Source organism: Streptomyces sp. NPDC030183 (assembly GCF_055573455.1).
This window is the reverse complement of record NZ_JBVIBK010000014.1, coordinates 159,582-183,506: the sequence shown is the minus strand read 5'-3', so window position 1 is coordinate 183,506 and position 23,925 is coordinate 159,582. Positions and strand designations below refer to the sequence as shown.

Genomic DNA, 23,925 nt, shown 5'->3' with positions numbered 1-23,925 from the left:
TCCCGGCCCTGAGAAGGAGCACCCACCATGACCACCCCGGCCATCGCGGCGAACGGGCTGCGCAAGTCCTACGGCGACAAGGTCGTGCTCGACGGCGTCGACCTCACCGTCCCCGAGGGGACGATCTTCTCCCTGCTCGGCCCGAACGGGGCGGGCAAGACCACCGCCGTCAAGATCCTGTCCACGCTCATCACCGCCGACGGCGGCCAGGTCCGGGTCGCGGGCCACGACCCGGCCGCCGACCCGCAGGCGATCCGCGCCGCGATCGGGGTCACCGGGCAGTTCTCCGCCGTCGACGGGCTCATCACCGGCGAGGAGAACATGCTCCTCATGGCGGACCTGCACCACCTGCCCCGGAGCGAGGGGCGACGGGTCGCCGCCGAACTGCTGGAACGCTTCGACCTCACCGAGGCCGCCGGGAAGCCCGCCTCCACCTACTCCGGGGGCATGAAGCGCCGCCTCGACATCGCGATGACGCTGGTCGGCGACCCGCGCGTCATCTTCCTCGACGAACCCACCACCGGCCTCGACCCCCGCTCCCGCCACACCATGTGGCAGATCATCCGCGAGCTGGTCACGGACGGCGTGACCGTCTTCCTCACCACCCAGTACCTGGAGGAGGCCGACCAGCTCGCCGACCGGATCGCCGTGCTCCACGACGGCCGGATCGCCGCCGAGGGCACCGCGGAGGAGCTGAAGCGGCTGATCCCCGGCGGGCACGTCCGGCTCCGCTTCTCCGACCCGGTCGCCCACCGGACGGCCGCCGCCGCACTCGCCCGGGCCACCGGCGACGACGACGCCCTCACCCTGCGGATCCCCAGCGACGGCTCCCAGCGCGACCTGCGCTCCGTCCTCGACCGGCTGGACGCCGCCGGCGTCGAGGCCGACGAACTGACCGTGCACACCCCCGACCTCGACGACGTGTTCTTCGCCCTCACCGGTGGCACCGACATCCCCGCCCAGACCAAGGAGGCCCTGCGATGAGCTCCCTCTCCCTCGCTGTCCGCGACTCGACGACCATGCTGCGCCGCAACCTCCTGCACGCCAGGCGCTACCCGTCGATGACGCTGAACCTGCTGCTCACGCCGGTGATGCTGCTGCTGCTCTTCGTCTACATCTTCGGTGACGCGATGAGCGCCGGCCTCGGCGGCGGCGCCGACCGCTCCGACTACGTCGCCTACCTGCTGCCGGGCCTGCTGCTGATGACGATCGGTTCCACCACGATCGGCACCGCCGTGTCCGTCTCGAACGACATGACCGAGGGCATCATCGCCCGCTTCCGCACGATGGCGATCCACCGCGCGTCGGTGCTCGTCGGGCATGTCGTCGGCAGTGTCGCGCAGTGCCTGATGAGCGTGGTCCTCGTCGGGGCCGTCGGGGTGGCCATCGGCTTCCGTTCCACCGACGCCACCGTCCTGGAGTGGCTCGCGGCCTTCGGTCTGGTCACGCTGTTCGCCCTGGCGCTCACCTGGATCGCCGTCGGGATGGGCCTGGTCAGCCCGAACGCCGAGGCCGCAAGCAACAACGCGATGCCGTTGATCTTCCTGCCGCTGATCTCCAGCACGTTCGTGCCGCTGCACACCATGCCCGGCTGGTTCCAGCCGATCGCCGAGTACCAGCCGTTCACCCCGGCCATCGAGACCCTGCGCGGGCTGCTGCTCGGCACCGAGATCGGCCACAACGGATGGCTGGCCGTGGCCTGGTGCGTCGGCCTCGCGGTCCTCGGCTACTTCTGGTCCACCTCGAAGTTCGACGGCGACCCGAAGTAACCGCCGTGACAGCGCGGGCGGCCACCCGCACCCGTCCCCTCCGCACCTCGTCCCACCCGGGGCGGCGTACACCGACAGGGCGTCGGAGTACGCCGCCCCGTTCGTGTGCCGTCACCCGGGGGTGGCGTGTCCGTCGCCGGTGATCGCCACGCCGATGTCGCCGCCGGCGGCGATCGAGCGGGGGCCCGAGGCCGTCACCGTCACGTGCCGGTTCCCGGGGGCCGGCAGCAGGGCCGTCAGCTCACGCCGCAGTTCCTCGTCCTCGCGCAGGGCCCGCTTGATCTGCTGGCGCAGGGCCGCCGACGCGTCCTCGTCGTCGGGTTCCGCCGCCGCGTCCGCCACGGCCGCCGTCAGTTCGGCCCGCCCTCGCTCGTCGCGGTGCCGCCAGGTCGCCGCCAGCATCCGGCGCCCGATGTCCGCCGTCGTCTCCACCGCCGCGCGCTCCGCCGGGGTCAGCGCCCCGGTGCCGTACGCGGCCACGGCCGCCGTCAGATACGGTCCCGCCCGGCCCACCAGTGCGGCGATCTCCGTGCCCATCCCCAGCCCCTTCGTGCGTTCCGCACCCCTGTAGGCCGGAAACGCCCGACGAGGGGCCCCGGTTCCACGAGCCCTGACTTGACCGCACCGGCTCCCGGTTTGCTCGCGCCCCCCGCCCCGCGCGGGCTATCGCTTCAGTGCCCGGTACCGCTTTAGCAGGGCGGACAGCTTCCGCGGGTCCTTGCCGCCGTTCAGCTCTCTCAGGAGGTCGTCGGGGCAGAGTTCGTAGAGGTCGCCCCACCAGCCCCGGCGGCGGTGGTCGTAGACGCGGTAGCCGCCGGGAACACCTCGGGCGACGTAACGGCGTTTGCTCACTCGGCCTCCGGCGGGGGTGTCAACGCCTCCTCCTCCAGCAGGCGTTCGGCGATGTCGGCGGCCCAGGACTGGGCCCACCGGCGGAGTGCCATGGTGGCCTGCTCGTCGAGGCCCTGGCGAGCGAATTCCCGGTCGTCGAGCCACTCGGTGGCCTCCAGCCGGGACTGGAGGTCGGCGAGGTCGAAGGTGGAGGCGGTGGCGGAGGTGTGGCGCCGGGCCAGTTCCTCCAGTTCGGGGACGGTCCAGTGGGCGGCGGCCGCGTGAACGGTGACGAGGTCGCGGGCGGTGTTCCGGTCGGCGAGTGCCCGGACCTTCGTACCGACCACGTCCTCCAGGGAGAGGGTCGGGCCCAGCGCGGTCTCGACCGCCGGACGCCACAGGGACTCCTTGAGGATGTCCAGGGTGCGTTCCTCCGCCGTCGTGGGGTCGGTGACGAGGAGCCGGGCGGAGAGCGGGGTGGTCTCCGCTTCCTCCACGAGCCAGCCGCGTTCCGCCAGCCCGGTGCGGACGGTGCCGGCGATCTCGTCCATCGGGGCCGGGTGTTCCGTCGCCACCTCCAGCACACGGCTCGGCGGGCGGCTCTCCGTGAGCCCGTGGGCCCGGACCGCGTGGTCGCCGGTGACGGCGAGGGCGTAGGGGGCGCCGAGGGCCAGGATGTCGGTGAGCAGATGGAGGACCGGGTCGGGGGGACCCGGCTCGGGCGGGAGGACCGGGTCGTGGGGACCCGGCTCGGGGAGGTCGTTCACGCGCGGGCCTGAGGAGTGGTGGGGGGTGGGGCCATGGACATGGCTTATCACGACCCCCGGCCCTCCCTCCTCTTCTCACCCCGGCGCACCTCGACCGCGCGGTCATCCGCCCAGCCGTTCTCTGCGCGCCGTGACGGGTGGGGCCAGACTGGAAGGAGTGGTGGAGCTTCCGGAAGGCCCCGCCCGAGCACTCATGGAGGCCGGCATGAGGGCAGTCACACGGAAGGACGTACCCGTCGAGATCGAGGGCGACGGTGTCGAACTGCGGATGCAGGACATCGGCGGGGACACGGAGGTCGCCTTCGTCCGGCTCCCCAAGGGCGCGGACATGAGTTCCGCCCTGAAGGACGAGCCCGAGGGTCTGTGCCAGGTCCCGCACTGGGGCTACATGTTCAAGGGCCGCCTGGTGATGCACACCAAGGAGGGCGACACGACGTACGAGGCGGGCGAGGCCTTCTACTGGGCGCCCGGCCATGTGCCGGAGGCGCTGGAGGACTGCGAGTACGTGGACTTCTCACCCCGGAAGGAGTTCGAGGAGGTCATCGGTCACATCAAGTCCAACCTCGGCTGACCGCCACTCAGCATCCCGCCGTCGCGGTTGCGGGCCGATTGCCTGTCGGGCGGAGGCCCGGCGGGCGGGCGCCAAGGCGGCAGGGGTGGCAGTTGCGGGCCAGGGAGGCGGGGGCCTGGCGGCGCAGAGGATCGTATGGCAGGTCGTTGGTCAGGGTGTGGCTGACTCGGTCAGCTGGTGGCACGAGCGGCGCGTCGACTGCTGGCGCCCCGCACCCGCTGCCGCCGGATGTGGGGCGCGTTGACGAAGGCTCAAACTTGGGCGGACAGGTGGAGGAGCCGGAACTCCCTGGGGATTCCTGGCCCCACGCGTGGCTGAGCTAACCGGCCACGAACTGGGTGAGGATCGCCTGGACCTCGTAGATGTCCACGCCCTTGGTGAACGTCTTTTCGATCGGTTCGGGGGTGCCGGACAACCAGATCTTCAGCTCGGCGTCGAGGTCGAAGTGGCCGGCCGTCTCGACCGAGAAGTGCGTGATGCTGCGGTACGGGACGGAGTGGTACTCCACCTTCTTGCCGGTGATCCCCTGCTTGTCGATCAGGATGAGACGGCGGTCGGTGAACAGGATCGTGTCGCGGATCAGCAGGAACGCGGCGTGGACCTGCTCACCGTGGCCCAGCAGACGTGCGTAGTCCTGCTGGGCCTTGCCGGGATTGACGGTGTGCGCGTTTCCGAACAGTGCCATGTATCCGGAGACGCCCGCCCGGGCCCCTGGGGTTGCTTCCGGTCACGCGGCGCTTCCGGGCGGCTGCCCCAGCGTTACGACGGGTCGCCGCCGAAGCGCTCCTTGTACGTCTCCAGGTCGTCCTCCGTCAGCTTGGCGAAGAGGACGGGCGGGACGGTGAAGGGGGTGCCGGCCGGGACGGAGTCCAGGGAGCGGGCCTCTTCCGGGGTGACCCAGGTCGCGGTGTCGTCCTTGAGGGCGAACGCGCCGCGCATGGCGGACGCGGACGCCGGGATGAAGGGCTCGGAGACCACCGCGTAGAGGTGGATGAGGTTCATGGCGGTGCGCAGGGTGAGCGCCGCGGCCTCCTGGTCGGTCTTGATCTCCAGCCAGGGGGCCTTCTCCTCCAGGTAGGAGTTGCCCGCCGACCACAGCGCGCGCAGCGCGGCCGCCGCCTTGCGGAACTGGAGCGCCTCCATGTGCTCCTCGTACTCCGCGAGCAGACGGGCGATCTCCTCGCCCAGCTTCGCCTCGGCCTCACCGGCCGCCGCGCCCGCCGGGACCTCGTCGCCGAAGCGCTTCCGGGAAAAGGACAGCACGCGGTTGACGAAGTTGCCGAGGGTGTCGGCGAGGTCCTTGTTGACCGTGGCGGTGAAGTGCTCCCAGGTGAAGGACGAGTCGTCCGACTCGGGGGCGTTGGCGATCAGGAAGTAGCGCCAGTAGTCCGCCGGGAGGATCTCCAGGGCCTGGTCGGTGAAGACGCCCCGCTTCTGCGACGTGGAGAACTTCCCGCCGTAGTAGGTCAGCCAGTTGAACGCCTTGACGACGTCCACCTTCTTCCACGGCTCCCGGACACCCAGCTCGGTGGCCGGGAACATCACGGTGTGGAAGGGGACGTTGTCCTTCGCCATGAACTCCGTGTAGCGGACGTCGGTGTCGACGTCGAACCACCAGGACTTCCAGTCGCGGTTCTCCGGGTCCTGGTCCGACCACTCCTTCGTCGCGCCGATGTACTCGATCGGCGCGTCGAACCACACGTAGAAGACCTTGCCCTCGGCGGCCAGCTCCGGCCAGGTGTCCGCGGGGACCGGGACGCCCCAGTCGAGGTCACGGGTGATCGCCCGGTCGTGCAGGCCCTCGGTCAGCCACTTGCGGGCGATGGACGACGCCAGCTGCGGCCACTGGTCCTCGTGCGCCGCGACCCAGGACTCCACCTCGTGCTGGAGCTTCGACTGGAGGAGGAACAGGTGCTTGGTCTCACGGACCTCCAGGTCCGTGGAGCCGGAGATCGCGGAGCGGGGGTCGATCAGGTCGGTCGGGTCCAGCACGCGCGTGCAGTTCTCGCACTGGTCGCCGCGGGCCTTGTCGTAGCCGCAGTGCGGGCAGGTGCCCTCGACATAGCGGTCCGGGAGGAAACGGCCGTCGGTCGGCGAGTACACCTGGCGGATCGCCCGCTCCTCGATGAACCCGTTCTCCTTGAGCTTGCGGGCGAAGTGCTGGGTGATCTCGACGTTCTGCGCGGAGGAGCTGCGACCGAAGTAGTCGAACGCGAGGGCGAAGCCGTCGTAGACGGCCTTCTGCGCGTCGTGCGCCTGCGCGCAGAACTCGTCGACGGGGAGGCCCAGCTCCTTCGCCGCCAGCTCCGCCGGGGTGCCGTGCTCGTCCGTCGCGCAGATGTACAGGACGTCGTGGCCACGCTGGCGGAGGTACCGGGAGTACACGTCCGCCGGGAGCATGGACCCCACCATGTTGCCCAGGTGCTTGATCCCGTTGATGTACGGAAGGGCGCTGGTGATGAGGTGTCGAGCCATCGGGGGATGCTCCCAGGTCGGTCGATTTCGTAAGGCGTGAGTCTTGAAATCCTAGCCGACACGGGGGTGCCGCCCGCCTCCCGTTCTGCGGGGTGGGAAGCGGGCGGCACGGGATGTCCCGGTGAGGGGACGCGGGTGGCCGGTGGCCGGTGAGGGTTACGGGCGCCAGTCGGCCAGGATGCCCTCGTACACCTCGGCGTCCGTCAGCTCGCGCGGGGTCTCGCCGGCCAGGAAGTGCGAGGCGTTGCCCGTCTTGAGCTTGCGGAGGTAGTCGAACGCCTTGTTCTCCGGGTCACCGAAGGCGACGAAGGCGAAGTGCACGCCGGGGTGGTTCTTCGCGGCGTCCGTGAGCGCCTGGGTGGCGGGGGTCTTCGCGTCCGGCGCGCCGTCCGTCTGGAAGACGACGAGGGCGGGGGCGGTGGGGTCCGCCGACTTCCGGTGCTGGGCGAGGACCTCCTCGACGGCCGCGTGGTAGCTGGTGCGGCCCATGCGGCCGAGGCCGCCGTGCAGCTCGTCGATCTTGTTCTCGTGCTCGGTGAGGGTGAGCTCGCCGGTGCCGTCGAGCTCGGTGGAGAAGAACACGACGGGGACGGTGGCCTCGGGGTCGAGGTGGGCGGCGAGGGCGAGGGTCTGCTCGCCGAGGGCCTGGGCGGAGCCGTCCTTGTAGTACGGGCGCATCGACGCGGAGCGGTCGAGGACGAGGTACACCTTGGCGCGGGCGCCGGTGAGGCCGTGCTTCTTCAGGACGGTGCCGGCGGTCTTGTAGGCGGTGGAGAGGCCGGGGGCGCGGGAGCGGATGCGGGTGGCGGGGGTCGCGGGGCGTGCGGCCTCGGCTTCGCCGTCGGCCCCCGCCCCGGCGGGCACACCCGCCCCACCCGTGCCGCTCGCGTCGTCACCGGCGGGTTCGGGGGTGTTGGAGGGTGCGGGTTCGCGGGTGGTGGTGGGTTCGGGTGTGGTGGAGGGTTCGGGGGCGTCGGCGGGCTGCTCGGGTTCGCCGGCTGCCGCCACGACCTCGGGGGCGGCCTCGGGCTCGGGCGCCTCGGCCGCCTCGGGCTCGGCCGCCTCCGGCTCGGACTCCGCCACGGGGGCCGCCTGCGGCTCCACCTCGACGTCGGCCTCCGGCTCGGAAACCTTGGCAGCCTTCGGCTCGGGCTCGGGCTCGGGCTCGGGCTTGGGCTCGGGCTTGGCGTCGGCCTGCGGTGCGGCGTCCGGCTCGGCCTGCGGCTCGCCGTCGGCCTCCGTCGCGGCGGTCGGCTCCGCCTCGGTCTCGGGCTCGCTCTCCGCGACGGGCTTCGCGTCGGCCGTGTCGGCCACGGCGTCGGTCTCCGCACTGGCGGGCTTCGCCTCGGGCTCGCTCTCGGCGACGGGCTTCGCCTCGGCCGTGTCGGCCGCCGCGTCGGTCTCCGTGACAGCGGGCTCCGCCTCGGTCTCGGGCTCGCTCTCCGCGACCGGCTTCGCGTCGGCCGCGTCGGCTTCCGCGATCGGCTCGGCTTCGGCGGCGGTCTCCGCAACCGTCGGCTCAGCCTCGGCGACCGCCTCGGGCTTCTGCTCAGCCTCCTTGTCGGCGTCGACAGCCTCGACGGCGGCCTCGGACGCGGCCTCGGACGCGGCCTCGGACGCGGCCTCTGCCTCGGCCTCCGCCTTCGCCTCAGCGGTTGTCGCGACCGGCTCCTCCTCGGGCTGCGCCGCTTCCTCAACCTCGGTCTTCGCCGCCGCGGGCTCGGCCTCCGGCTCCGTCACCGGCGCACCGGTCTCCGCCTTGGCCTCTCTCTCCACCTCCGCCTCGGCCTGCGCGCGCTCCGCCTCGTCCTTCACCTCGGCGACCGGCTTCGGCTCAGCCTCGGCGGCCGGCTCGGGCTCGGTCACCTCGGCCGGCGCCGCGGCAGGCTCCGCCCCCGCGGCCGGCGCCGTGTCCTCCGGCTCTGTCGCCGCAGGCGTCCGCGGCTTCGGTACCGTCACGTTGTCGAAGGCCGCCGAGACCAGCTCGTCGGCGACGGACGAGGCCGGCTTGGTGCCGGGCCCCTGGGCCGGAAGCTTCGGCTCGGTCTCCCGCGAGGAGCCCCGCTCCTCATCCCGCGCGGCACCCGGCTCGTCGGCGTCCCGCAGGGAACCCGGCTCGGCGTCCCGCAGGGATGCGGCACTCCCCTCGGGGGTCGTGGTGGTCGGCTCTGTCGGGGAGACCTGCTCCGCCTCCTGCGAAGGGACCGTGTCGCGCCCCTTGCGTGAGCGGGAGAACGCGTTCCGCAGGAGAGAGAGAATGCCCATGTGCGCAACCCTTCGCGTGAGTTGTAGCCCGTCAATCCCTGGCCAGGACGGACACGTAAGGTTAGCCGCCGCGATTGGCGATCTTGGGGTGGGGCGGGAGGTTTCACTAACTCCGCGACCGGGAGCTGTCAATACCGCCTCAACTGCCGTGGGTTCACCTGCCGTTCACTCTCCGTCCCCGTTCTCGAACACACGCGCCCCTAACGTCGCGCTCACACCAAAGGCACATAAGAGGGAGCGCAACGTGCGCAAGCTGCTGCCCATGATCGGCTCGCACCCCGGCGGCCGTTCCGCCCTGACCTGTCGGTTCCGCTGTGGTGACGCCTGCTTCCACGAGGTGCCGAACACCAGTACCAATGAATACGTGGGCGATGTCATCGCCTCCGCGCTCAGCCGCCGGTCCGTGATGCGCGCCGCCGCCGTCGTGACCGTGGCCGCCGCGGCCGGCACCGCGACGACGCTCGGCACCGCCCCGCGGGCCGCCGCGGCCCCCGCCGGGACCACCGGCGCGGCCAAGAGCACGCCCAAGGGCAGGGCCGCCCGCGGTCTGCGGTTCACCGCCGTCGAGCCCAACACCGCCGACGCCGTGACCGTCCCCGAGGGCTACCGGCAGAACGTGGTGATCCGCTGGGGCGAGCCCATCCTGCGCGGTGCCCCCGCGTTCGACCCGGAGAACCAGACGGGCGCGGCCCAGGCCGGTCAGTTCGGCTACAACAACGACTTCCTCGCGCTGCTGCCGCTCCCCGGCGAGCGGGGCCGCAAGCTCCTCGTGGCCAACCATGAGTACACCGACGAGGTGCTCATGTTCCGCGGCTACGACGCCGCCAACCCGACCCGCGACCAGGTCGAGGTCGCCTGGGCGGCGCACGGCCTCTCCGCCGTCGTGGTCGAGGAGGACCGGCGCACCGGCAAGCTCACCGCCGTGCCCCGGCACCACCTCAACCGGCGGGTCACCGCCACCACCGAGTTCCGGCTGACCGGCCCCGCCGCCGGCTCCGACCTGCTCAAGACCTCCGCCGACCCGACCGGCCGCAAGGTCCTCGGCACGCTCAACAACTGCTCCGGCGGCACCACCCCCTGGGGCACCACGCTGCACGGCGAGGAGAACTTCAACCAGTACTTCGCCAACGGCAGCCGGCCCACCGACAAGCGGTACGGCGTCGGCACCGGCGCCACCGAGCGCAAGTGGGAGCGGTTCGACAAGCGGTTCGACCTGGCCCAGGAGCCCAACGAGGCGCACCGTTTCGGGTACGTCGTCGAGTTCGACCCGTACGACCCGACGTCCACGCCCCGCAAGCACACCGCCCTCGGCCGCTTCAAGCACGAGGCCGCGACCATCCGGCTCACCGCCGACGGCCGTCCCGTCGTCTACTCCGGTGACGACGAGCGCTTCGACTACTTCTACAAGTTCGTCAGCAGCAAGCGGATGAAGAAGGGGACGGGCCGCGCCGTGCGCGAGCACAACCTCTCGCTGCTCGACGAGGGCACCCTCTACGTCGCCAAGCTCACCGGTGACTCCCCCGCCATCGAGATCGACGGCACGGGCAAGCTCCCGGCCGACGGCGAGTTCGACGGCAGCGGCGAGTGGATCCCGCTGGCCACCGCCACCGCCAAGGGCGCCGTCTCGCACGTCGACGGGATGACCGCGGAGGAGGTCTTCGTCTTCACGCGGCTCGCCGGTGACAAGGTCGGCGCGACGAAGATGGACCGCCCCGAGGACATCGAGCCCAACCCGGTCACCGGCAAGGTCTACGTCGCCCTCACCAACAACTCCAACCGCGGCAGGACCGGCTTCGCCGCCGCCGACGAGGCCAACCCGCGCAACGCCAACAAGCACGGCCAGGTCCTCGAACTCACCGAGCGCTGGAACCGGCCCGAGAGCACGAAGTTCGCCTGGCTGCTCTTCCTCGTCGCGGGCGACCCCGAGGACCCGGCGACGTACTTCGCGGGCTTCCCGAAGGACGACGTCTCGCCGATCTCCTGCCCGGACAACGTCGCCTTCGACCCGTACGGCAACCTGTGGATCTCCACCGACGGCAACCAGCTCGGCTCGCACGACGGTCTCTTCGGCGTGGCGACCAGGGGTGAGCGCCGTGGTGAGCTGAAGCAGTTCCTCACCGTGCCGAGCGGTGCCGAGACCTGCGGTCCGATCATCGGCGACCGCCGTGTCCTGGTCGCGGTGCAGCACCCCGGTGAGCTCGACGGCGCCTCCGTCGAGAACCCCAAGAGCACCTGGCCCGACGGGCCCGGCAAGATCGTCCGTCCGGCGGTCGTGGCGGTCTACCGCGCGGACGGCTGCGACATCGGCGTCTGAGCGAGTTCAGGGGCACCTGGGGTCACGGACCGCTGGTCCGTGCAGATGCGAACGCGGGCCGTCCTCCCGGTGGGGAGGACGGCCCGCGGTGCGTCGTCGCGCCGCTCAGGGGGCGAGGCAGCTCACGCCGGGGGCGGCGGCCGGGTCCAGCAGGCCGGCCGGGTCGAGGAGGACGGCGGGGTCGGCCAGCTCGGCGACACCGGCGGGGGTCTCGGCGAGGCAGGTGACCGTGGCCGCCGGGTCCGGGACCGCGTGGGCGGCCGGGGCCAGGGCGCCGGCGAGGGCGAGGGTTCCGAGCAGGACGGTGGCGGTGCGCCGCATGGCGAACATCCCCTTGTCAGAAAGAAAGTGAATCGTCCGGTTGGACGGATCCGATCATTACGGCTTTCCTCCTGCGAACGCGCCTCTCGTCACCCGTGCGGGGCGGGCGTAACGATTCAGCGCCCTGCGTCGGGTTGACCGCCCCGCCCCTGCCGGAGGACCTCCCCGTCGGGCGGTGACGTGATCGCCCGGGCCGCCGCCACCTCCTGGCGCAGCGCCTCCAGCACGCTCCCCGGCGGCCCGCTCAGATCGGACCGGACCGCGTAGAGGACGTCCGTCCTCCGCAGCCCGTCCGCCAGCTCCCTCAGCTGGAGGGTCACCTGGCCGACCTCGGCGGGCGACGGCGGCTGCGCCCCCTGGCGCACCCGCACCCGCGCGGCCGTCGTCGCGTCGACGATCCGCTCGACCGCCACCACCAGCGGCCACCAGGCCGCGGCCCGCCGGCCCGTCGGCGGCGGTTCGGTCAGCGCCCGCTGGAACTCGGTGCGGATGGCGGACAGGTCGCGGTAGAGGCGGCGACGCTTCCGGGCCCGCCCGGCGGGGTCCTCCGCGCCGGGCCCGAAGACGTGCTCGACGTAGGCGGCGGTGTCGGCGACGGCGTCCGCGAGCCGCGCCCCGACCCGGGCGTGCCAGCTCTCCGGCCACAACAGATAGCCGGCGACCAGGGCGATGCCGCAGCCCACCAGCGAGTCGACGAGACGCGGCACGAGCAGGCCGGTGCCCTGGTGGTTGAGGATGTCGGAGAGCAGCAGGATCACGGGGGTGATGGCGGCGGTCTGGTAGCCGTAGCCGCGGGGGGTGAAGACGGGGATGAGCGGGGCGAGGCACAGCATCACCGGCACGTCCCACCAGCCGCGCGGGACCTCCGCGAGGATCGCCGCCGCGACGACCAGCCCGACGACCGTGCCGAGGGCCCGCAGCAGGGCGCGGGAGAACACCGAGCCGAAGTCCGGTTTCAGGACGAAGGTGATGGTCAGCGCCACCCAGTAGGAGCGGGGCACGGCGACGAGGGAGACCAGCGCCTGGGCGATGCCGATGCACAGGGCGAGGCGCAGGCCGTAGCGCCAGGACGCGGCGGACAGGGCAACGTCGCGGGCGGCCCGTGCGGCGCGCACCCGCAGCGGGGCGGTCCGGCCGAGGTGGTCGTCGGCCCGGGTCAGCGCGTCCGGCGACCCCTCGGTGACGACCTCGGCGGCGTGCCGCAGCGCCTGGTCGACCGCCTTGCCGGTCTCGCTCCCCGGGGTGGGCAGCCGCAGCCCCAGCGGCCCGGAGTACCCGGTGGCGACGGCCTCGGCGACATGGCGTACGGCGGTGGGGATCTCGTCGGGCAGCGGGCGCCCGGAGAGGCGTACGGCGGGGGCGGCCTCCACCAGCGGGGTGACCGCGTTCAGCTGGGCGAGGAGCCGGACCAGGTCGGGGCTGCGGCCGTGGTGGCGGGCCCGGCGGGCGAGGATCAGGTCGTAGGACTGGTTCAGGGACTGGGTGACGGCGTGCCGCGCGGTGTCGTACGCGTCGGAGGCGTCCGCGGTGGTCGCGGCGTCCGCGCTGGTCGCGCTGGTCGCGGCGAGCAGGTCGGCGACCTTCCGGTAGGTCTCGGCGACGGAGGCGCGTTCCGGTACGCCGGCCCTGAGCGGCCAGGCGAGGAGGGCCTGGACGAGGACGAGGAGGCCGCCGCCGGTCATCAGGAGCGGGGCGAGCCACCAGTCGCCCGGCATGGGCAGGCCCGCGCCGACCACGGAGTTGAGGAGGAGCAGCAGCCCCGACACGGAGGCGACGGCGCCGATCGTCGAGATCATCCCGGAGACCAGCGCGATCCCGGTGAGCGCCGCGACGGTCACCCAGCCGTGCCCGAACACGAGCGAGCCGAGGGTGATGCCGAGGGCGCTGAACAGCTGGGGGACCGCGATGTTCAGCAGCCGCATGCGGTACGCGTCCGCCGTGTCGCTGATGACGCCGGACAGGGCGCCCATCGAGGCGAGGGCGCCGTACTCGGGGCGGCCGGCGGCGAGGCCGAGGGCGAGCGGCAGGGTGAGGGCGACCGCCGCGCGGGCCACGGCGGGCCGGTTGACGGGCGGCGCCTGCTGGGGTTGGAGGTTGCGGACCAGCCAGTCGGGCGGGGTCAGGCCGATGGCGAACGGGCGGGACATGCGGCCATTATCTCCGCCGGAGATCGCCCGATTATGTGAGGTTTCGGTGGGCTGGGGGCGACGGCGGCGCGCCGTGCCCGCCCTGTCCCGGCGTCACTTGCGCTGGTGGAGGGTCAGATCGGCGACGACCGCGTTGTGGTCGGTGCCGCGCAGCTTGAGGAAGCGGGTCTCGCGGGCGGAGAAGTCCTTCGAGGAGACGAGGACGTGGTCGATCTGGGCGCCGAATCTCGGAGTGGTCCGGGAGGGCCATGTCGCTCGTCGGTCGTCCCCGGTCAGCCGCGCGGCGTCGCTGAGCCCGGTGTCGAGGAGGTCGCGGAAGACCGCGTGGTCCTGGGTGGCGTTGAAGTCCCCGGCGACGATGGTGGGGGTACGGGTGTCGGCCGCCGCGTACGCGCGCAGCGCGCCGAGCTCCCGCCGCCAGGTGCCCACCTCTCCGGGCAGCGGCGGCATGGGGTGCGCCAGTTGCAGCCGTACGGGGTGGCCCTCGACGTCGGCGACGGCGCCGGGCATGCCCATGGTGCCGGGGACGGGGTCGGTGCCCTTGAGAGGGTGGCGGCTGAGGATGACGGAGCCGTCGGAGCCGTAACCCTCGACGGCCCGGCGGTAGGGGTAGGCGGGCTTGTCGCCGCTGAGGTCGCCGAAGGTGTCGCGGAGGGTGGCGGAGCAGGTGGCCTGGCACTCCTCGACGAACACGATGTCGGGGCGCTCGCGCTTCACGGCCTTGACGAGGGCGGCGGTGCCGTCACCGAAGTGCACGTTCGAGGTCATGACCCGGAGCTGGGCGAGGACCGGCCCGTCCGGCGCGGTCGTCTTCCCGTACGGCTCGATGTACCAGGCCAGCGCGCCGAGCAGGACCACGCCCCAGGTCAGGCCGGTCCATGAGCGGGCCACGGCGAACAGGAGCAGGGCGAGGCCGGTGGGGGCGAGCAGCCAGGGCAGGAACGCGAGGAGCTGGGGGACCGGGGTGAGGGCGTCGATGCCGGTCACCCGGCAGAGGACGACCGCGGTCACCCCGAGCAGCAGCAGGAAGCCGAAGCCCTTCTTGCCGCCGTGCGTGCGGCGGCGGGTGCCGACGGGCTCCGGCCGCTCGATGGTCGTGCTCTCCAAGGCCGGCCTTCCGTTCGCCCGCGGTGGTTCTGTGCTCCTCGTTCAAGGACGGGGTGGGCGGCCCGAAGGTTGCGCGCGGCGCGGCGGTCCGGGGTCCCCGGGCGGCGAGGACGGGGGCCCTCGGCGGCCGTCGGCGGGTCAGGTACGGGGCTCCCGGTCGGGGGCCGTGGCCAGGGACCACATCACGAAGACCGACGCGGCGATGACGATGACCGCCCAGAGGGGCGCGTACGGCAGGAACATGAAGTACGCGATGGCGTAGAGGGCCGCCAGGGCGATGCCCGCACCACGGGCCCAGTCACGGCCCTGGAGGACGCCCCAGCCGGCGAAGGCGACGACGGCTCCGAGGACGAGGTGGATCCAGCCCCAGGTGGTGAGGCTGAACTCGAACACGTAGTCGCCGATGGTGGCGTAGACGTCGTCCGTCGCGATCGCCGCGATGCCGTTGAGGATGCCCAGCACCCCGCCGACCATCATGAGGACACCGGCGAAGACCGTACCGCCGATGGCCCAGGACGAACCCGAGTGCCTGCCCTGCGGGGGCGTCGGTGTCGAGATGGTCTGGTGGGTGTGGGCGTTCGAACGCGGCTCGGTGCTGTGCTGGGCCATGAGAGGGCCTCCTCAAAAGGGCGGACAGCTCACCCGCATGCTCACGCGGCGCGGGGGGCGCCGCATGCGCTGTAGGCCGAACGGGTGAGGGGCCCGGGCTCAGTCCAGCCGGGCCAGGAAGTCCTCCAGCGCCTTGTTGAACGCGTCCGGGCGTTCCAGGTTCGGCAGGTGGGCGGCGCCGTCGATCACCTGGAGGACGGAGTCGGGGAGGGCGGCGTGCATGGCCTCGGCGTCGGCGACCGGGGTGAACTCGTCGTCGGCGCCCACGACGACCAGCGCGGGGACGGTGACGCGGGTCAGCAGCGCGTTGTAGTCGGGGCGCTCGGCGCGTCCGCGCAGGGCCGCCGCCGCGCCCACGGGGTCGGTCGCCGTCATCATGCCGTGCACATGGGCCGCGACCCGGGCGTCCGCGTAGGGCGCGACCATCTTGTACAGCACCTCGTCGGCGTACCCGCCCATCCCCTCCCGCAGCAGCCGGTCGGCCATGGCGTTCCGGGCGCGCCTGCCCTCCTCGGTCTCGGCGGTCGGGAAGGTGTCGGCGAGGACGAGACCGCGGACGCGGTGCGGGAAGAGCCGGTAGCACTCCATGGCGATCTGCCCGCCCATGGACAGGCCCGCGAGGACGAAGTCGGTGACACCGAGGTCGTCGAGGAGCGCCGCGACGTCCTCCGCGAAGACGGAGAGGGGGGTGACGCCCGGCACGACCGGGGAGGCGCCGTAACCCCGCAGATCGGGGGCGATGACCCGGCGGGACGCGGCGAACGCGGTGATCTGGGGCCGCCACATCGTGCGGTCGAAGGGGTGGCCGTGGACGAGGACGAGGGGGAGCGCCGACGCGCCTGCTTCCCCTTTGTCCTCGTATGCGAGGAAGGGTGCCATGCGTTCGACCCTAGGCGGCCCCAACTCCTCGGTGCAATAGGATCTTTGCCCTCGGTGCAATGCGGGCGTGGCGCGGTGTGCGCGGCGTGCCCGGGTGAGGGCGGGGCTGTGACGTGGTGAGCGACTACCGGCGGATCGCCGACCGCATCGCGCAGGAGATCGCCGCCGGGCGGTTGCGGCCGGGGGACCGGCTGCCACCGCAGCGGGTGTTCGCCCGGCGGCGCGGGATCGCCGGGTCCACGGCCGGGCGCGTGTACGGGGAACTGGTGCGGCGCGGGCTGGTGGTGGGCGAGGTCGGGCGCGGCACGTTCGTACGGGCGGCGCCGGCGGGGGCGGGGGCCGGGCGGGCGCTGGCGGAGCCGGTCTCCTCGGCGCCGGTGAACATGGAGCTCAACTACCCTTCCGTACCCGGCCAGGCGGAGCTGCTGGCGGCCGGTCTCGCGCCGCTGTTGCGCACGGACGTGCTGGGGGACGCGCTGGGCCTGGTGCCGGCGAACGGCACGGGCGCGGCGCGCGAGGCGGCGGCCGGGCTGCTCGCGGTGCCCGGCTGGCGTCCGGAACCGGAGCGGTTCCTCTTCGCCGGGAACGCCCGCCAGGCCATCGCCGCCGCCCTCGCGCATCTGGTCAGGCCCGGCGGCCGGGTCGGGGTCGAGTCCCTCACGTATCCGCTGGTCAAGGAGATCGCCGGACGGCTGGGGGTGACACTGGTGCCGCTCGCGACGGGCGGGGACGGTCTGCTGCCCGGCGCGGTGGCCGCGGCGCACCGTACGGCCCCCCTGTCGGCGGTGTACGTGCAGCCGACGCTGCACAACCCGACGTCCACGACGATGCCCCACGCCCGCCGGGCCGAACTCGCTTCGGTGGCACGGGAGTTGGACCTGCCGGTGGTGGAGGACCGCATCTGGGCGTTCCTCGCGGGCGCGGGCGCGGGCGCGGGCGAGGACGAGGACGAGGGTGGGGAGGGGCCGGGCGGCGGTGGCGTGTTGCCGTTGGCGGCGTACGCGCCGGAGCGGGTGTATGTCGTGGACGGGCTGTCCAAGCGGGTGGCGCCGGGGCTGACCGTCGGGTTCCTCGTGGTGCCCGAGGGGCGGGCCGAGGAGGCGGGGACCGCGCTGCGGTCCGGGGGATGGGCCGCGGGCAGGTTCGCCCTGGAGGCGGCGGTGCGGTGGATCTCGGACGGGACGGTCGCGCGGCTGGTCGCGGCGAAGCGTGAGGACGCGGCGGCCCGGCAGCGGCTCGTGCGCGAGCGTCTCGCCGGGTTCGCCGTACGGGGAGACGCCCGGGCCTACTACGCGTGGTGGGAGCTGCCGGAGCCCTGGCGGGCCGACACGTTCTGCGCGGCGGCGGCGGAACGGGGGGTGGCGGTGACCCCGGGACCGGCGTTCAGCGTCCCGCCGGCCGGGACGGGCTCGGGTGCGCCGGAGACATCGGGGCGGCCGGGGGCGGGGCCGGGGGCGCGCCCGGTGCGGGTCAGCGCCTTCAACTGTGTCCGGCTGGGACTTGCGTCGACGGGTCCGCGGGAGCTGGCGGAGGCGTTGGCGCTGCTGGGCGACGTCGCCCGAGGAGGCCGGTGAGCCAGGCCGCCGCGGCGACGGCGGCACCGAGGGCCAGCAGGCCCCAGGTGACGGTGCGCAGCGTGGCGGTGAGGGCGTCGTAGACGGCGCCCGCGGCCGCCGGGGAGACGTCCGGGGGCAGGTCGGCGAGGGTGAGATGGCGGCCGAGGGCGACGGCGACACCGAGCAGGGCGCCGCCCAGCGCCGTGCCGAGCCCCGTGGCGCACACCGCCCGCCGGCGCCTGGTGGCGACCAGGATGCCCGCCGTGGCCAGCACGAGCGCGCCGACCGGCAACCAGAACGCGGCGACTTCGAGCATGCGATACCCCTTCCGCAACTGGACCAGTTCCTCCGCCGACAGCAGCGTGAGCTCGGTGTGCGCGACCGGGATGCGATGCGCGAACGGCACGTGGTCGCGGGCGAGTTGCCGCTTGACCCGCTCGCCGACCGGTGCCAGGTCGATGGTCACCGGCCGGGCGCCGTGCGCACTGCCGCCGCCGCTCTCCTCGCGCACCGCACGCAGCACCGCGTCGTGGGCCGCCCGGTTGGCCGTGTGCCACGCCGTACGGAACGCCTCGGTCTGGGTGAAGGACCGGGCCGCGTCGTGTGTGAAGGCCCGTACCGGCTCGCGCAGCGGGGGCCCCACGCGCACCTCGCGCAGGATCCCGGTGGCGACCGCGTCCGCGAGGGCCTCCCGTACGTCGGGGTCGGCGGCGAGCGGTGCGGTGACAGCCTCGTAGCGGGCCCGGTCCCCGATCTCGTACGTCGCCCACGCGGCCAGCGCGCCCACCGGCGCGAGCAGGCAGGCGAGCAGGATCAGCGCGGCGGACAGGGCGCCGCGGGCACGAGGGAGCACGTTTTCAGGCAAGTGCCCCGGCGGCCGTCGCGCGAGCGCTCAGGCCGCGTCTGACTGCGAATGGCCCCCCAGGACAAGCCGAACGGGCTCCGCCGGGCCGGGGGCGCCTGGTGGCTCGGGGCCGGGTGGTTGGTGGGCGGGTGCGGTTGGGTGGGGGCTGGTCGCGCAGTTCCCCGCGCCCCTGAAAAGCGACCGGGGCTGCGCCCGTGCTTTCCAGCTGAAGGCCGGGGCCGCAGGCCCGAAGCCTTCAGGGGCGCGGGGAACTGCGCGAGGAACCACAACGCACCCGCACTCGTCGTCAGACGCGCGGATTGCCCTCCGCGTCCTCGTGCGTGTAGTAGCGGTAGAACGTCGTCACGAAGACGGCCGCGGCGATGATGACGGACAGGACCGTGCAGAGCAGCACGCTGTCTCCGCTCTGGCTGTAGAGGAAGCCGAAGGCGCAGCCCGTGAAGACCGCCCACAGCGCGGCGTGCGGCTCCCGGCGCAGGCGGGGCGCGACGGCCTGCACGGCGAGGTACAGCGCGGCGAACACGAACGCGGTCACGAAGCCGAACAGCAGGTTCCAGCCGGTGATCGGGCCGCCGTGGCGGTCGAGGGCCGCCGCCCAGTAGCCGTAGACGAGACCGATGACCGCGGCCAGGGTCCAGCGGGCGAGGGTGTGGGTGCGCGGGCCGAAGACGTCGGGTGTGGCCGGGGTCGTCCCCGTCACCGGCCCGCCCGTCGCCCCGTGCATCGGTGCGCCCGGCCTGGGTGCCGTGTGAGCCATGGGAGCACTCCTTCCTTCCCTCCCCCGCGACTGCCCGCCCCGCTTACCAGGTCACACCTGGGGCGTCCCGTCGGCAAGTCGGCGTACGGGGACGAGCGGGCGGGGGGAGGGGGGAGGGCGGTTGACCCCGGGCCGCCCGGGATGCGCGGGGCGCGGGCGCGTGTTTCGCTGTGGGGCATGCGGATGCCGATGCCGCGTGCGCGCCGGGCGCCGGACCCCGTGGAGCGGCAGCAGCCGCTGCGGGTGCGCGGCCGCAGCGTCGCCTGGCTTCCGCCGCTGGTCGTGCTCTGCGCCGTGCCCGTGCTCGACTGGGTGACCAGCGGCGACTTCCGGGTCATCTCGTGGCTGGTGCTGGTGCCGGGGATCGCCGCCGCGGTCTGCCGGGTGTGGACGACGGCGCTGTTCGCCGTCCTGGCGATGCTGGTGTACGTCGCGGGCGACAACGCGTGGCCGCACCAGTACCGCACCGGCCTGCCCGACTTCATCCTCCTCGCCCTCGGCGGTGTGATGTCCGTGCTGGCCTGCGCGGTGCGGCTGCGGGGGCAGGAGCGGATGCTGCACATGCGGGCCGTCGTCGACACCACCCGGAAGATCCTGCTGCGCCAGCTGCCGCCGCACGTCGGGGGCCTCGACCACGCCGAGGTGTATCTCGCCGCCGACAGCGAGGCCCGCGTCGGCGGCGACTTCTACGACATCCAGCCGAGCCCGCACGGTACCCGCGTCCTCGTCGGCGACGTGCAGGGCAAGGGCCTCACGGCGGTGGAGGCGGCGTCCGTGCTGCTCGGCACGTTCCGCGAGGCGGCGTTCTACGAGGAGGACCCCGGCACCGTGGCCGAGCGGCTGGAGACGCGGATGATCCGGCACGTCCGGTACTGCGCCCACGTCGGGCGCGACGACGCGGAGCGCTTCGCGACCGCCGTCCTCCTCGACTTCCCCGAGCTGCGCAGCGAACGCACCGACTGGGGCCCCGACACGAAGGGCCTCGGCACCCTCACCGTCGACATCATCAACTTCGGCCACGAACCCCCGCTCCTGGTCTCCCCCCACGGCGTACGCGTCCTCACCCTGCGCGACGGACTGCCGCTGGGCCTGAGCGAGTTGAAGCCCGCGGACGGACCGGGGCCGGCCGTCCCGGGTGGCCCGTCCGGAGCGGGGGCCGGTGGCCCCGGCGCGGGCGTCACCGTGCGCCTCGCTCCCGACGAGTCGTTGCTGCTGGTCACCGACGGGGTGACGGAGGCACGGGACGGGGACGGGGTGTTCTTCCCGCTGCACGCGTATCTGAGCCGGGCGCTCGCCGCCGATCCGCGTGCCGCCACCGACCCGGACGCCCTTGTGCGCCTCGTCCACGACGGCGTCCTCGGCCACACCGGGGGCCATCTCGACGACGACACGACGATCTTCGTGGTGCGCCGCGGTACCGGTACGGGGCGTCCTCCCGGCGCCGACGCGGTCCCCTGACCGGAACCTCCCTGAACGGGGCGTTCCCACCCGGTACTTTCCCCCGTTTGCACGCGCAGCGGTTACGGTGCTGGATGGCGTACGTGATCGATGGGGAGGGAACGATGCCCGGAACCGTGCTGCTGCTCGCGGCCTCGCCCGTGGGCAAGGGGTGTCTGGTGGACGCGGCCTCCGTGCTTCCCGTGCTCGCGGCCGTCTCGCCCGAGGTGCTGTCCGGCACCGGCACGGCCAACGTCGTCGAACTGGCCGACCCCCTGGAACCGCAGGCCGTGCTCACGCGGCTGCGGGCGGCGGCCACCGCGCCCGGCCCGCTCACGGTGTACCTCACGGGACAGCTGCAACTCGACCGCAAGCAGCGGCTCGTGCATCTCGCGCTGGCCCGCACCACCCCGGCGACCGTGCGCTACACCGCCTTCCCCTGGCACTGGCTGGCCGAGGAACTCCGGCTGCGCGCCCCCGGGTCCACGACCCTGTTCCTCGATCTGCACGCCGACGCGGAGGTGTGGCGGCAGCTCGCGGGGCGGCCGCTGGGGGCCGGGCCCGGGGTGCGCGTGTACGGGCGGATCGCGCCGCCGCCGTCCCGGCGGGGCGTGGCCGTACCGCAGTACATGAAGGCGCTCGCGACGATATTGCGCAGCGGACAGCGCCCGGCGCCCGCGGTCCTGCACGAGCAGGTGCTGCTGCGCACGACGGAGTACGGGGACATCCTCCTGGCCCAGGACCCGACGGCCCCCGGCGGCGGCTCCCTGCCGGCCCCCCGCGCCGCCCTGCCGGTCCCGCCCGCCGTCCTGCCGTACCCGGCGGGCGACCTGGCGGACCCGCCCCCCGTCCTGCCGTACCCGGCGGGCGACCTGGCGGACCCGCCCCCCGTCCTGCCGCAGCCGGCCGGCGCGCCGCCCGCGGGGGCCGGGGTCTGCGAGTCCGACGACCCTCATCTCGCCATCACGGCGGCCGTGCAGGACGGGCGGCATGCCGAGGCCGACGCTCTGGCCGCCCGCCGGGAGGAGGCCGCCCGGCGGGAGTTCGGGGCGGGCGCGGCGGAGGTGCTGCACTGGCGGGAGGTACGGGCCGACCTGGCGATGTTCGCCGGGGACGCGGCGCGGAGCTGCGCGACCTGGATGGATGTGGCCGAGGCGCGGCTGGCGGCGGGGCAGGAGGCGGACGACCCGGCGGTGGAGACGGCCGTCGACCGGGCCCACCACCAGTGGGGGCAGATCGGCGACCCGAAGCGGGCCGGTGAACTGGGACTGCGGCTGGCGGATTTGCGGAGCCGGGTGCCGGGGCGGCGGGCCGGGGCGCTGCGGCATGTGCGGGAGCATCTGGCCGAGTTGAGGTCGGCCCAGCACGTACCCGGTTAGCCGAGCCGGGCCGATGAGCCGTCGTTCCGTTCGTCGTAGATCGATGAGCCGTCGATCAGGGTGTGCGCCGGGCCGACCTCGGAGGGGGAGTTGTGCGAGGTCGCACCATTGATGCGCCCCCGCACGTCGATCACTTAAGCGGGCGCGGATCCGGATCGGATCCAGGGGTGATCAGAGGCTGATCCGAAACTCGTCAAGTCTCGGTAAAAAGCACCTCCCCTCGCCAACTGTTCACACCTCCTCCGCATCACAGGGGTGCCGGGAGCCGCACCCTGAACCACGCGCCGTCGCTGGACGGTTCGAGCAGGACCGTGCCGCCGTGGGCCGTCGCGATCGCGGTGACGATGCTGAGGCCGAGTCCGCTGCCCGGGGCCTTGGTCGCCTCGCCGCGGACGAAGGGCTCGAAGAGGCGGGCGCGCAGTTCCCGGGGGATGCCGGGGCCGTCGTCCATGACCTCGATGACGCGGTAGCCGTCCTCCGTGCCGAGGCCCAGTGTGGTGGTGGTGCCGGGCGGGGTGTGCACGCGGGCGTTGTTCAGCAGGTTGGCGACCAGCTGGTGGAGGCGGAGCGGGTCGCCGGTGACGGTGTGGTCGCCGGGGGCGAGGAGCAGCCGTACGGGGTGGTCGGGGTGGCAGTCCCGGGCGGCGGAGGCGGCGTCGCGGCAGAGCTGGGCCAGGTCCACGCAGGTCAGGTGCAGGGGCTGGCCGAGGTCGAGACGGGTCAGCAGGACGAGTTCGTCGATGAGGGTGCTCATCCGGCCGACCTCGGTGGCGATCCGGCCGAGCGCCTCCTGCCGCATGGGCTCGAAGGCGGGGTCGCCGACGCGGGCGAGTTCGGCGTAGCCGGAGATCGTGGTCAGCGGGTTGCGCAGCTCGTGGCCGGCGGCCGCCATGAACTCCCGCAGCCGGCGTTCCGTCTCCTGCCGTTCCCGCATCTCGCGGCGGCCGAGGCGGCGGGCGCCGAACAGGACGGTGGCCAGGAGGGGCAGGGCGGCGGTGGTCTCCACCTGGAGCAGGCGCTCGACGGCGCGCCGGTCCTCGGCGGTGGAGCGGGCGGTGACCACGTAACTGCCCGCGTGGGTGCGGCCGGCCAGCGGGACGCGGACCACTTGGGCGCGGTACGCCTCGCCGAACCCGGCGGGGTCGGACCGCGCCGCGTACGCCTTGAGCCGGCCGGGGTTCAGGGCGGGGAAGGCGGGCAGGCCCGCCGAGCCGGGGTAGCGCTCGACGACCCGGCCGCGCGCGTCGAGGACGAGGACGAGGGTGTTGCTGTCGAGGAGCGGCGGGGCGAGCGGGGCGGAGGACCGCCGGGACGTCCGGGGCGCGGCCGGACCGGGGGCGGCCGGGGTGGCGGTCTTCGACCGGGGTGTCGCCGCCGGACCAGGGGCGGCAGGGGTGGCGGTCTTCGACCTGGGCGTGGCCGCCGGACCGGGAGCGGCAGGGGTGGCCGGGGTGGCGGTCTTCGACCGGGGTGTCGCCGCCGGGTCCGGTCCGGCTGCCGTGGACGTTCCTGCCTCCGACCTGGACGACGGGCCCGGCGCCGACTGTCCGGGGGCTGCCGACGGCGGGAAGGCGAGGCGGCTGAACCGCTCTATCTCGCGGTCGGCGCGGCTGGTCAGGTGGTGGGCGAGGGTGTGCGCGGAGAGCGCGCCGACGGTGCCGAGGGTGGCCAGGGTGGCGATCAGCCAGAAGGCGACGGTGCGTCCGCAGGCGAGAGCGGGGCGGGCCGGGTGTTCGGGCACGGCGCGGCCGGCGTCCCGGCGGGGCTGTTCGCCGGGGGTGTCCGTCGCGAGGAGTCCGGCGGCCCTGATGGTCTCGCCCAGTCCGGTGAACCCGCTCATCCGTCCGCTCCTCGCCGGGGGCGGCGGCGCGCCCTT

Annotated in this window: 21 protein-coding genes; 7 read left to right on the top strand and 14 right to left on the bottom strand. The window is 73.5% G+C overall.

Annotation, left to right across the window (positions count from 1 at the left end; translation table 11 throughout):
* The first annotated feature begins 27 nt into the window (after window positions 1-27).
* Both ACZ4Z2_RS18910 and ACZ4Z2_RS18905 read left to right on the top strand, forming a co-directional pair.
* Window positions 28-984, top strand: coding sequence for an ATP-binding cassette domain-containing protein (locus tag ACZ4Z2_RS18910; protein ID WP_468077374.1), 957 nt, complete (start codon window positions 28-30; stop codon window positions 982-984).
* A complete protein-coding gene (locus ACZ4Z2_RS18905; protein ID WP_468077372.1) occupies window positions 981-1,769 on the top strand; it encodes an ABC transporter permease in 789 nt (262 codons plus the stop codon). The genes ACZ4Z2_RS18910 and ACZ4Z2_RS18905 overlap by 4 nt, the downstream gene beginning before the upstream one ends.
* Window positions 1,770-1,880: 111 nt before the next feature.
* Here ACZ4Z2_RS18905 and ACZ4Z2_RS18900 read toward each other — a convergent pair whose 3' ends face one another.
* The 3 genes from ACZ4Z2_RS18900 to ACZ4Z2_RS18890 form a co-directional block, all read right to left on the bottom strand.
* On the bottom strand, window positions 1,881-2,306 hold the full coding sequence (locus tag ACZ4Z2_RS18900) for a hypothetical protein (protein ID WP_468077370.1): 426 nt from the start codon (window positions 2,304-2,306) through the stop codon (window positions 1,881-1,883).
* Window positions 2,307-2,432: 126 nt separating this feature from the next.
* Window positions 2,433-2,621, bottom strand: coding sequence for a hypothetical protein (locus tag ACZ4Z2_RS18895; protein ID WP_468077368.1), 189 nt, complete (start codon window positions 2,619-2,621; stop codon window positions 2,433-2,435).
* Window positions 2,618-3,289, bottom strand: coding sequence for a nucleotidyl transferase AbiEii/AbiGii toxin family protein (locus tag ACZ4Z2_RS18890; protein ID WP_468077467.1), 672 nt, complete (start codon window positions 3,287-3,289; stop codon window positions 2,618-2,620). Before ACZ4Z2_RS18890 ends, ACZ4Z2_RS18895 begins: the two co-directional genes overlap by 4 nt.
* A gap of 283 nt (window positions 3,290-3,572) precedes the next feature.
* Here ACZ4Z2_RS18890 and ACZ4Z2_RS18885 point away from each other — a divergent pair, with 283 nt between their 5' ends.
* Window positions 3,573-3,938: a cupin domain-containing protein gene (locus ACZ4Z2_RS18885; protein WP_468077366.1), complete on the top strand. Its 366-nt coding sequence runs from the start codon at window positions 3,573-3,575 to the stop codon at window positions 3,936-3,938.
* A 319-nt stretch (window positions 3,939-4,257) separates the two neighbouring features.
* Here ACZ4Z2_RS18885 and ACZ4Z2_RS18880 read toward each other — a convergent pair whose 3' ends face one another.
* The 3 genes from ACZ4Z2_RS18880 to ACZ4Z2_RS18870 form a co-directional block, all read right to left on the bottom strand.
* Window positions 4,258-4,623 (bottom strand): PH domain-containing protein, encoded by a 366-nt coding sequence (locus ACZ4Z2_RS18880; protein WP_468077364.1) that lies wholly within the window; start codon window positions 4,621-4,623, stop codon window positions 4,258-4,260.
* A gap of 74 nt (window positions 4,624-4,697) precedes the next feature.
* Entirely contained in the window at window positions 4,698-6,413 is a 1,716-nt protein-coding gene (gene metG / locus ACZ4Z2_RS18875; protein WP_468077362.1) for a methionine--tRNA ligase, read from the bottom strand.
* 156 nt (window positions 6,414-6,569) lie between these two features.
* Window positions 6,570-8,678: a VWA domain-containing protein gene (locus ACZ4Z2_RS18870; RefSeq protein ID WP_468077360.1), complete on the bottom strand. Its 2,109-nt coding sequence runs from the start codon at window positions 8,676-8,678 to the stop codon at window positions 6,570-6,572.
* A 244-nt stretch (window positions 8,679-8,922) separates the two neighbouring features.
* On the opposite strand from ACZ4Z2_RS18870, the gene ACZ4Z2_RS18865 reads away from it, so the two are divergent.
* Complete coding sequence (locus tag ACZ4Z2_RS18865; RefSeq protein WP_468077358.1) at window positions 8,923-10,992, top strand: PhoX family protein; 2,070 nt, start codon at window positions 8,923-8,925, stop codon at window positions 10,990-10,992.
* A gap of 105 nt (window positions 10,993-11,097) precedes the next feature.
* On the opposite strand, the gene ACZ4Z2_RS18860 is transcribed toward ACZ4Z2_RS18865, so the two are convergent.
* The 5 genes from ACZ4Z2_RS18860 to ACZ4Z2_RS18840 all read right to left on the bottom strand — a co-directional run bounded on the left by ACZ4Z2_RS18860 (window position 11,098) and on the right by ACZ4Z2_RS18840 (window position 16,055).
* Window positions 11,098-11,313, bottom strand: a complete 216-nt coding sequence (locus tag ACZ4Z2_RS18860; protein ID WP_468077356.1) for a hypothetical protein — start codon at window positions 11,311-11,313, stop codon at window positions 11,098-11,100.
* A gap of 116 nt (window positions 11,314-11,429) precedes the next feature.
* Window positions 11,430-13,460 carry an FUSC family protein gene (locus ACZ4Z2_RS18855; RefSeq protein ID WP_468077354.1) on the bottom strand — a complete coding sequence of 677 codons (2,031 nt, stop codon included), beginning with the start codon at window positions 13,458-13,460 and terminating at the stop codon, window positions 11,430-11,432.
* Window positions 13,461-13,553: 93 nt separating this feature from the next.
* A complete protein-coding gene (locus tag ACZ4Z2_RS18850; RefSeq protein ID WP_468077352.1) occupies window positions 13,554-14,567 on the bottom strand; it encodes an endonuclease/exonuclease/phosphatase family protein in 1,014 nt (337 codons plus the stop codon).
* 138 nt (window positions 14,568-14,705) lie between these two features.
* A complete protein-coding gene (locus ACZ4Z2_RS18845; protein ID WP_468077350.1) occupies window positions 14,706-15,176 on the bottom strand; it encodes a DUF7144 family membrane protein in 471 nt (156 codons plus the stop codon).
* A 99-nt stretch (window positions 15,177-15,275) separates the two neighbouring features.
* On the bottom strand, window positions 15,276-16,055 hold the full coding sequence (locus ACZ4Z2_RS18840; protein ID WP_468077348.1) for an alpha/beta fold hydrolase: 780 nt from the start codon (window positions 16,053-16,055) through the stop codon (window positions 15,276-15,278).
* A gap of 116 nt (window positions 16,056-16,171) precedes the next feature.
* Between ACZ4Z2_RS18840 and ACZ4Z2_RS18835 the strand changes: the two genes are divergently transcribed.
* Window positions 16,172-17,629: an aminotransferase-like domain-containing protein gene (locus tag ACZ4Z2_RS18835; protein WP_468077346.1), complete on the top strand. Its 1,458-nt coding sequence runs from the start codon at window positions 16,172-16,174 to the stop codon at window positions 17,627-17,629.
* Here the strand turns inward: ACZ4Z2_RS18835 and ACZ4Z2_RS18830 are convergent.
* Together ACZ4Z2_RS18830 and ACZ4Z2_RS18825 are read right to left on the bottom strand one after the other, a co-directional pair.
* Window positions 17,535-18,464 carry a hypothetical protein gene (locus ACZ4Z2_RS18830; protein WP_468077344.1) on the bottom strand — a complete coding sequence of 310 codons (930 nt, stop codon included), beginning with the start codon at window positions 18,462-18,464 and terminating at the stop codon, window positions 17,535-17,537. The two genes, ACZ4Z2_RS18835 and ACZ4Z2_RS18830, sit on opposite strands and share 95 nt — an antisense overlap.
* A gap of 298 nt (window positions 18,465-18,762) precedes the next feature.
* Window positions 18,763-19,233, bottom strand: coding sequence for a hypothetical protein (locus ACZ4Z2_RS18825; RefSeq protein ID WP_468077342.1), 471 nt, complete (start codon window positions 19,231-19,233; stop codon window positions 18,763-18,765).
* A 177-nt stretch (window positions 19,234-19,410) separates the two neighbouring features.
* Between ACZ4Z2_RS18825 and ACZ4Z2_RS18820 the strand changes: the two genes are divergently transcribed.
* Window positions 19,411-20,691 carry a PP2C family protein-serine/threonine phosphatase gene (locus ACZ4Z2_RS18820; RefSeq protein WP_468077340.1) on the top strand — a complete coding sequence of 427 codons (1,281 nt, stop codon included), beginning with the start codon at window positions 19,411-19,413 and terminating at the stop codon, window positions 20,689-20,691.
* Window positions 20,692-20,795: 104 nt separating this feature from the next.
* Window positions 20,796-22,049 carry a hypothetical protein gene (locus ACZ4Z2_RS18815; protein ID WP_468077338.1) on the top strand — a complete coding sequence of 418 codons (1,254 nt, stop codon included), beginning with the start codon at window positions 20,796-20,798 and terminating at the stop codon, window positions 22,047-22,049.
* Window positions 22,050-22,296: 247 nt separating this feature from the next.
* On the opposite strand, the gene ACZ4Z2_RS18810 is transcribed toward ACZ4Z2_RS18815, so the two are convergent.
* Window positions 22,297-23,889, bottom strand: coding sequence for a sensor histidine kinase (locus ACZ4Z2_RS18810; protein WP_468077336.1), 1,593 nt, complete (start codon window positions 23,887-23,889; stop codon window positions 22,297-22,299).
* Between the last annotated feature and the right edge of the window lie 36 nt (window positions 23,890-23,925).

What these genes read in the sequence shown, in the direction of transcription:
- ACZ4Z2_RS18910 (WP_468077374.1), top strand. Translation starts at nt 28, where the DNA reads ATGACCACCCCGGCCATCGCGGCGAACGGGCTGCGCAAGTCCTACGGC.
- ACZ4Z2_RS18905 (WP_468077372.1), top strand. Translation starts at nt 981, where the DNA reads ATGAGCTCCCTCTCCCTCGCTGTCCGCGACTCGACGACCATGCTGCGC.
- ACZ4Z2_RS18900 (WP_468077370.1), bottom strand. Translation starts at nt 2,306, where the DNA reads ATGGGCACGGAGATCGCCGCACTGGTGGGCCGGGCGGGACCGTATCTG.
- ACZ4Z2_RS18885 (WP_468077366.1), top strand. Translation starts at nt 3,573, where the DNA reads ATGAGGGCAGTCACACGGAAGGACGTACCCGTCGAGATCGAGGGCGAC.
- ACZ4Z2_RS18880 (WP_468077364.1), bottom strand. Translation starts at nt 4,623, where the DNA reads ATGGCACTGTTCGGAAACGCGCACACCGTCAATCCCGGCAAGGCCCAG.
- metG (WP_468077362.1), bottom strand. Translation starts at nt 6,413, where the DNA reads ATGGCTCGACACCTCATCACCAGCGCCCTTCCGTACATCAACGGGATC.
- ACZ4Z2_RS18870 (WP_468077360.1), bottom strand. Translation starts at nt 8,678, where the DNA reads ATGGGCATTCTCTCTCTCCTGCGGAACGCGTTCTCCCGCTCACGCAAG.
- ACZ4Z2_RS18860 (WP_468077356.1), bottom strand. Translation starts at nt 11,313, where the DNA reads ATGCGGCGCACCGCCACCGTCCTGCTCGGAACCCTCGCCCTCGCCGGC.
- ACZ4Z2_RS18855 (WP_468077354.1), bottom strand. Translation starts at nt 13,460, where the DNA reads ATGTCCCGCCCGTTCGCCATCGGCCTGACCCCGCCCGACTGGCTGGTC.
- ACZ4Z2_RS18845 (WP_468077350.1), bottom strand. Translation starts at nt 15,176, where the DNA reads ATGGCCCAGCACAGCACCGAGCCGCGTTCGAACGCCCACACCCACCAG.
- ACZ4Z2_RS18840 (WP_468077348.1), bottom strand. Translation starts at nt 16,055, where the DNA reads ATGGCACCCTTCCTCGCATACGAGGACAAAGGGGAAGCAGGCGCGTCG.
- ACZ4Z2_RS18825 (WP_468077342.1), bottom strand. Translation starts at nt 19,233, where the DNA reads ATGGCTCACACGGCACCCAGGCCGGGCGCACCGATGCACGGGGCGACG.
- ACZ4Z2_RS18820 (WP_468077340.1), top strand. Translation starts at nt 19,411, where the DNA reads ATGCGGATGCCGATGCCGCGTGCGCGCCGGGCGCCGGACCCCGTGGAG.
- ACZ4Z2_RS18815 (WP_468077338.1), top strand. Translation starts at nt 20,796, where the DNA reads ATGCCCGGAACCGTGCTGCTGCTCGCGGCCTCGCCCGTGGGCAAGGGG.
- ACZ4Z2_RS18810 (WP_468077336.1), bottom strand. Translation starts at nt 23,889, where the DNA reads ATGAGCGGGTTCACCGGACTGGGCGAGACCATCAGGGCCGCCGGACTC.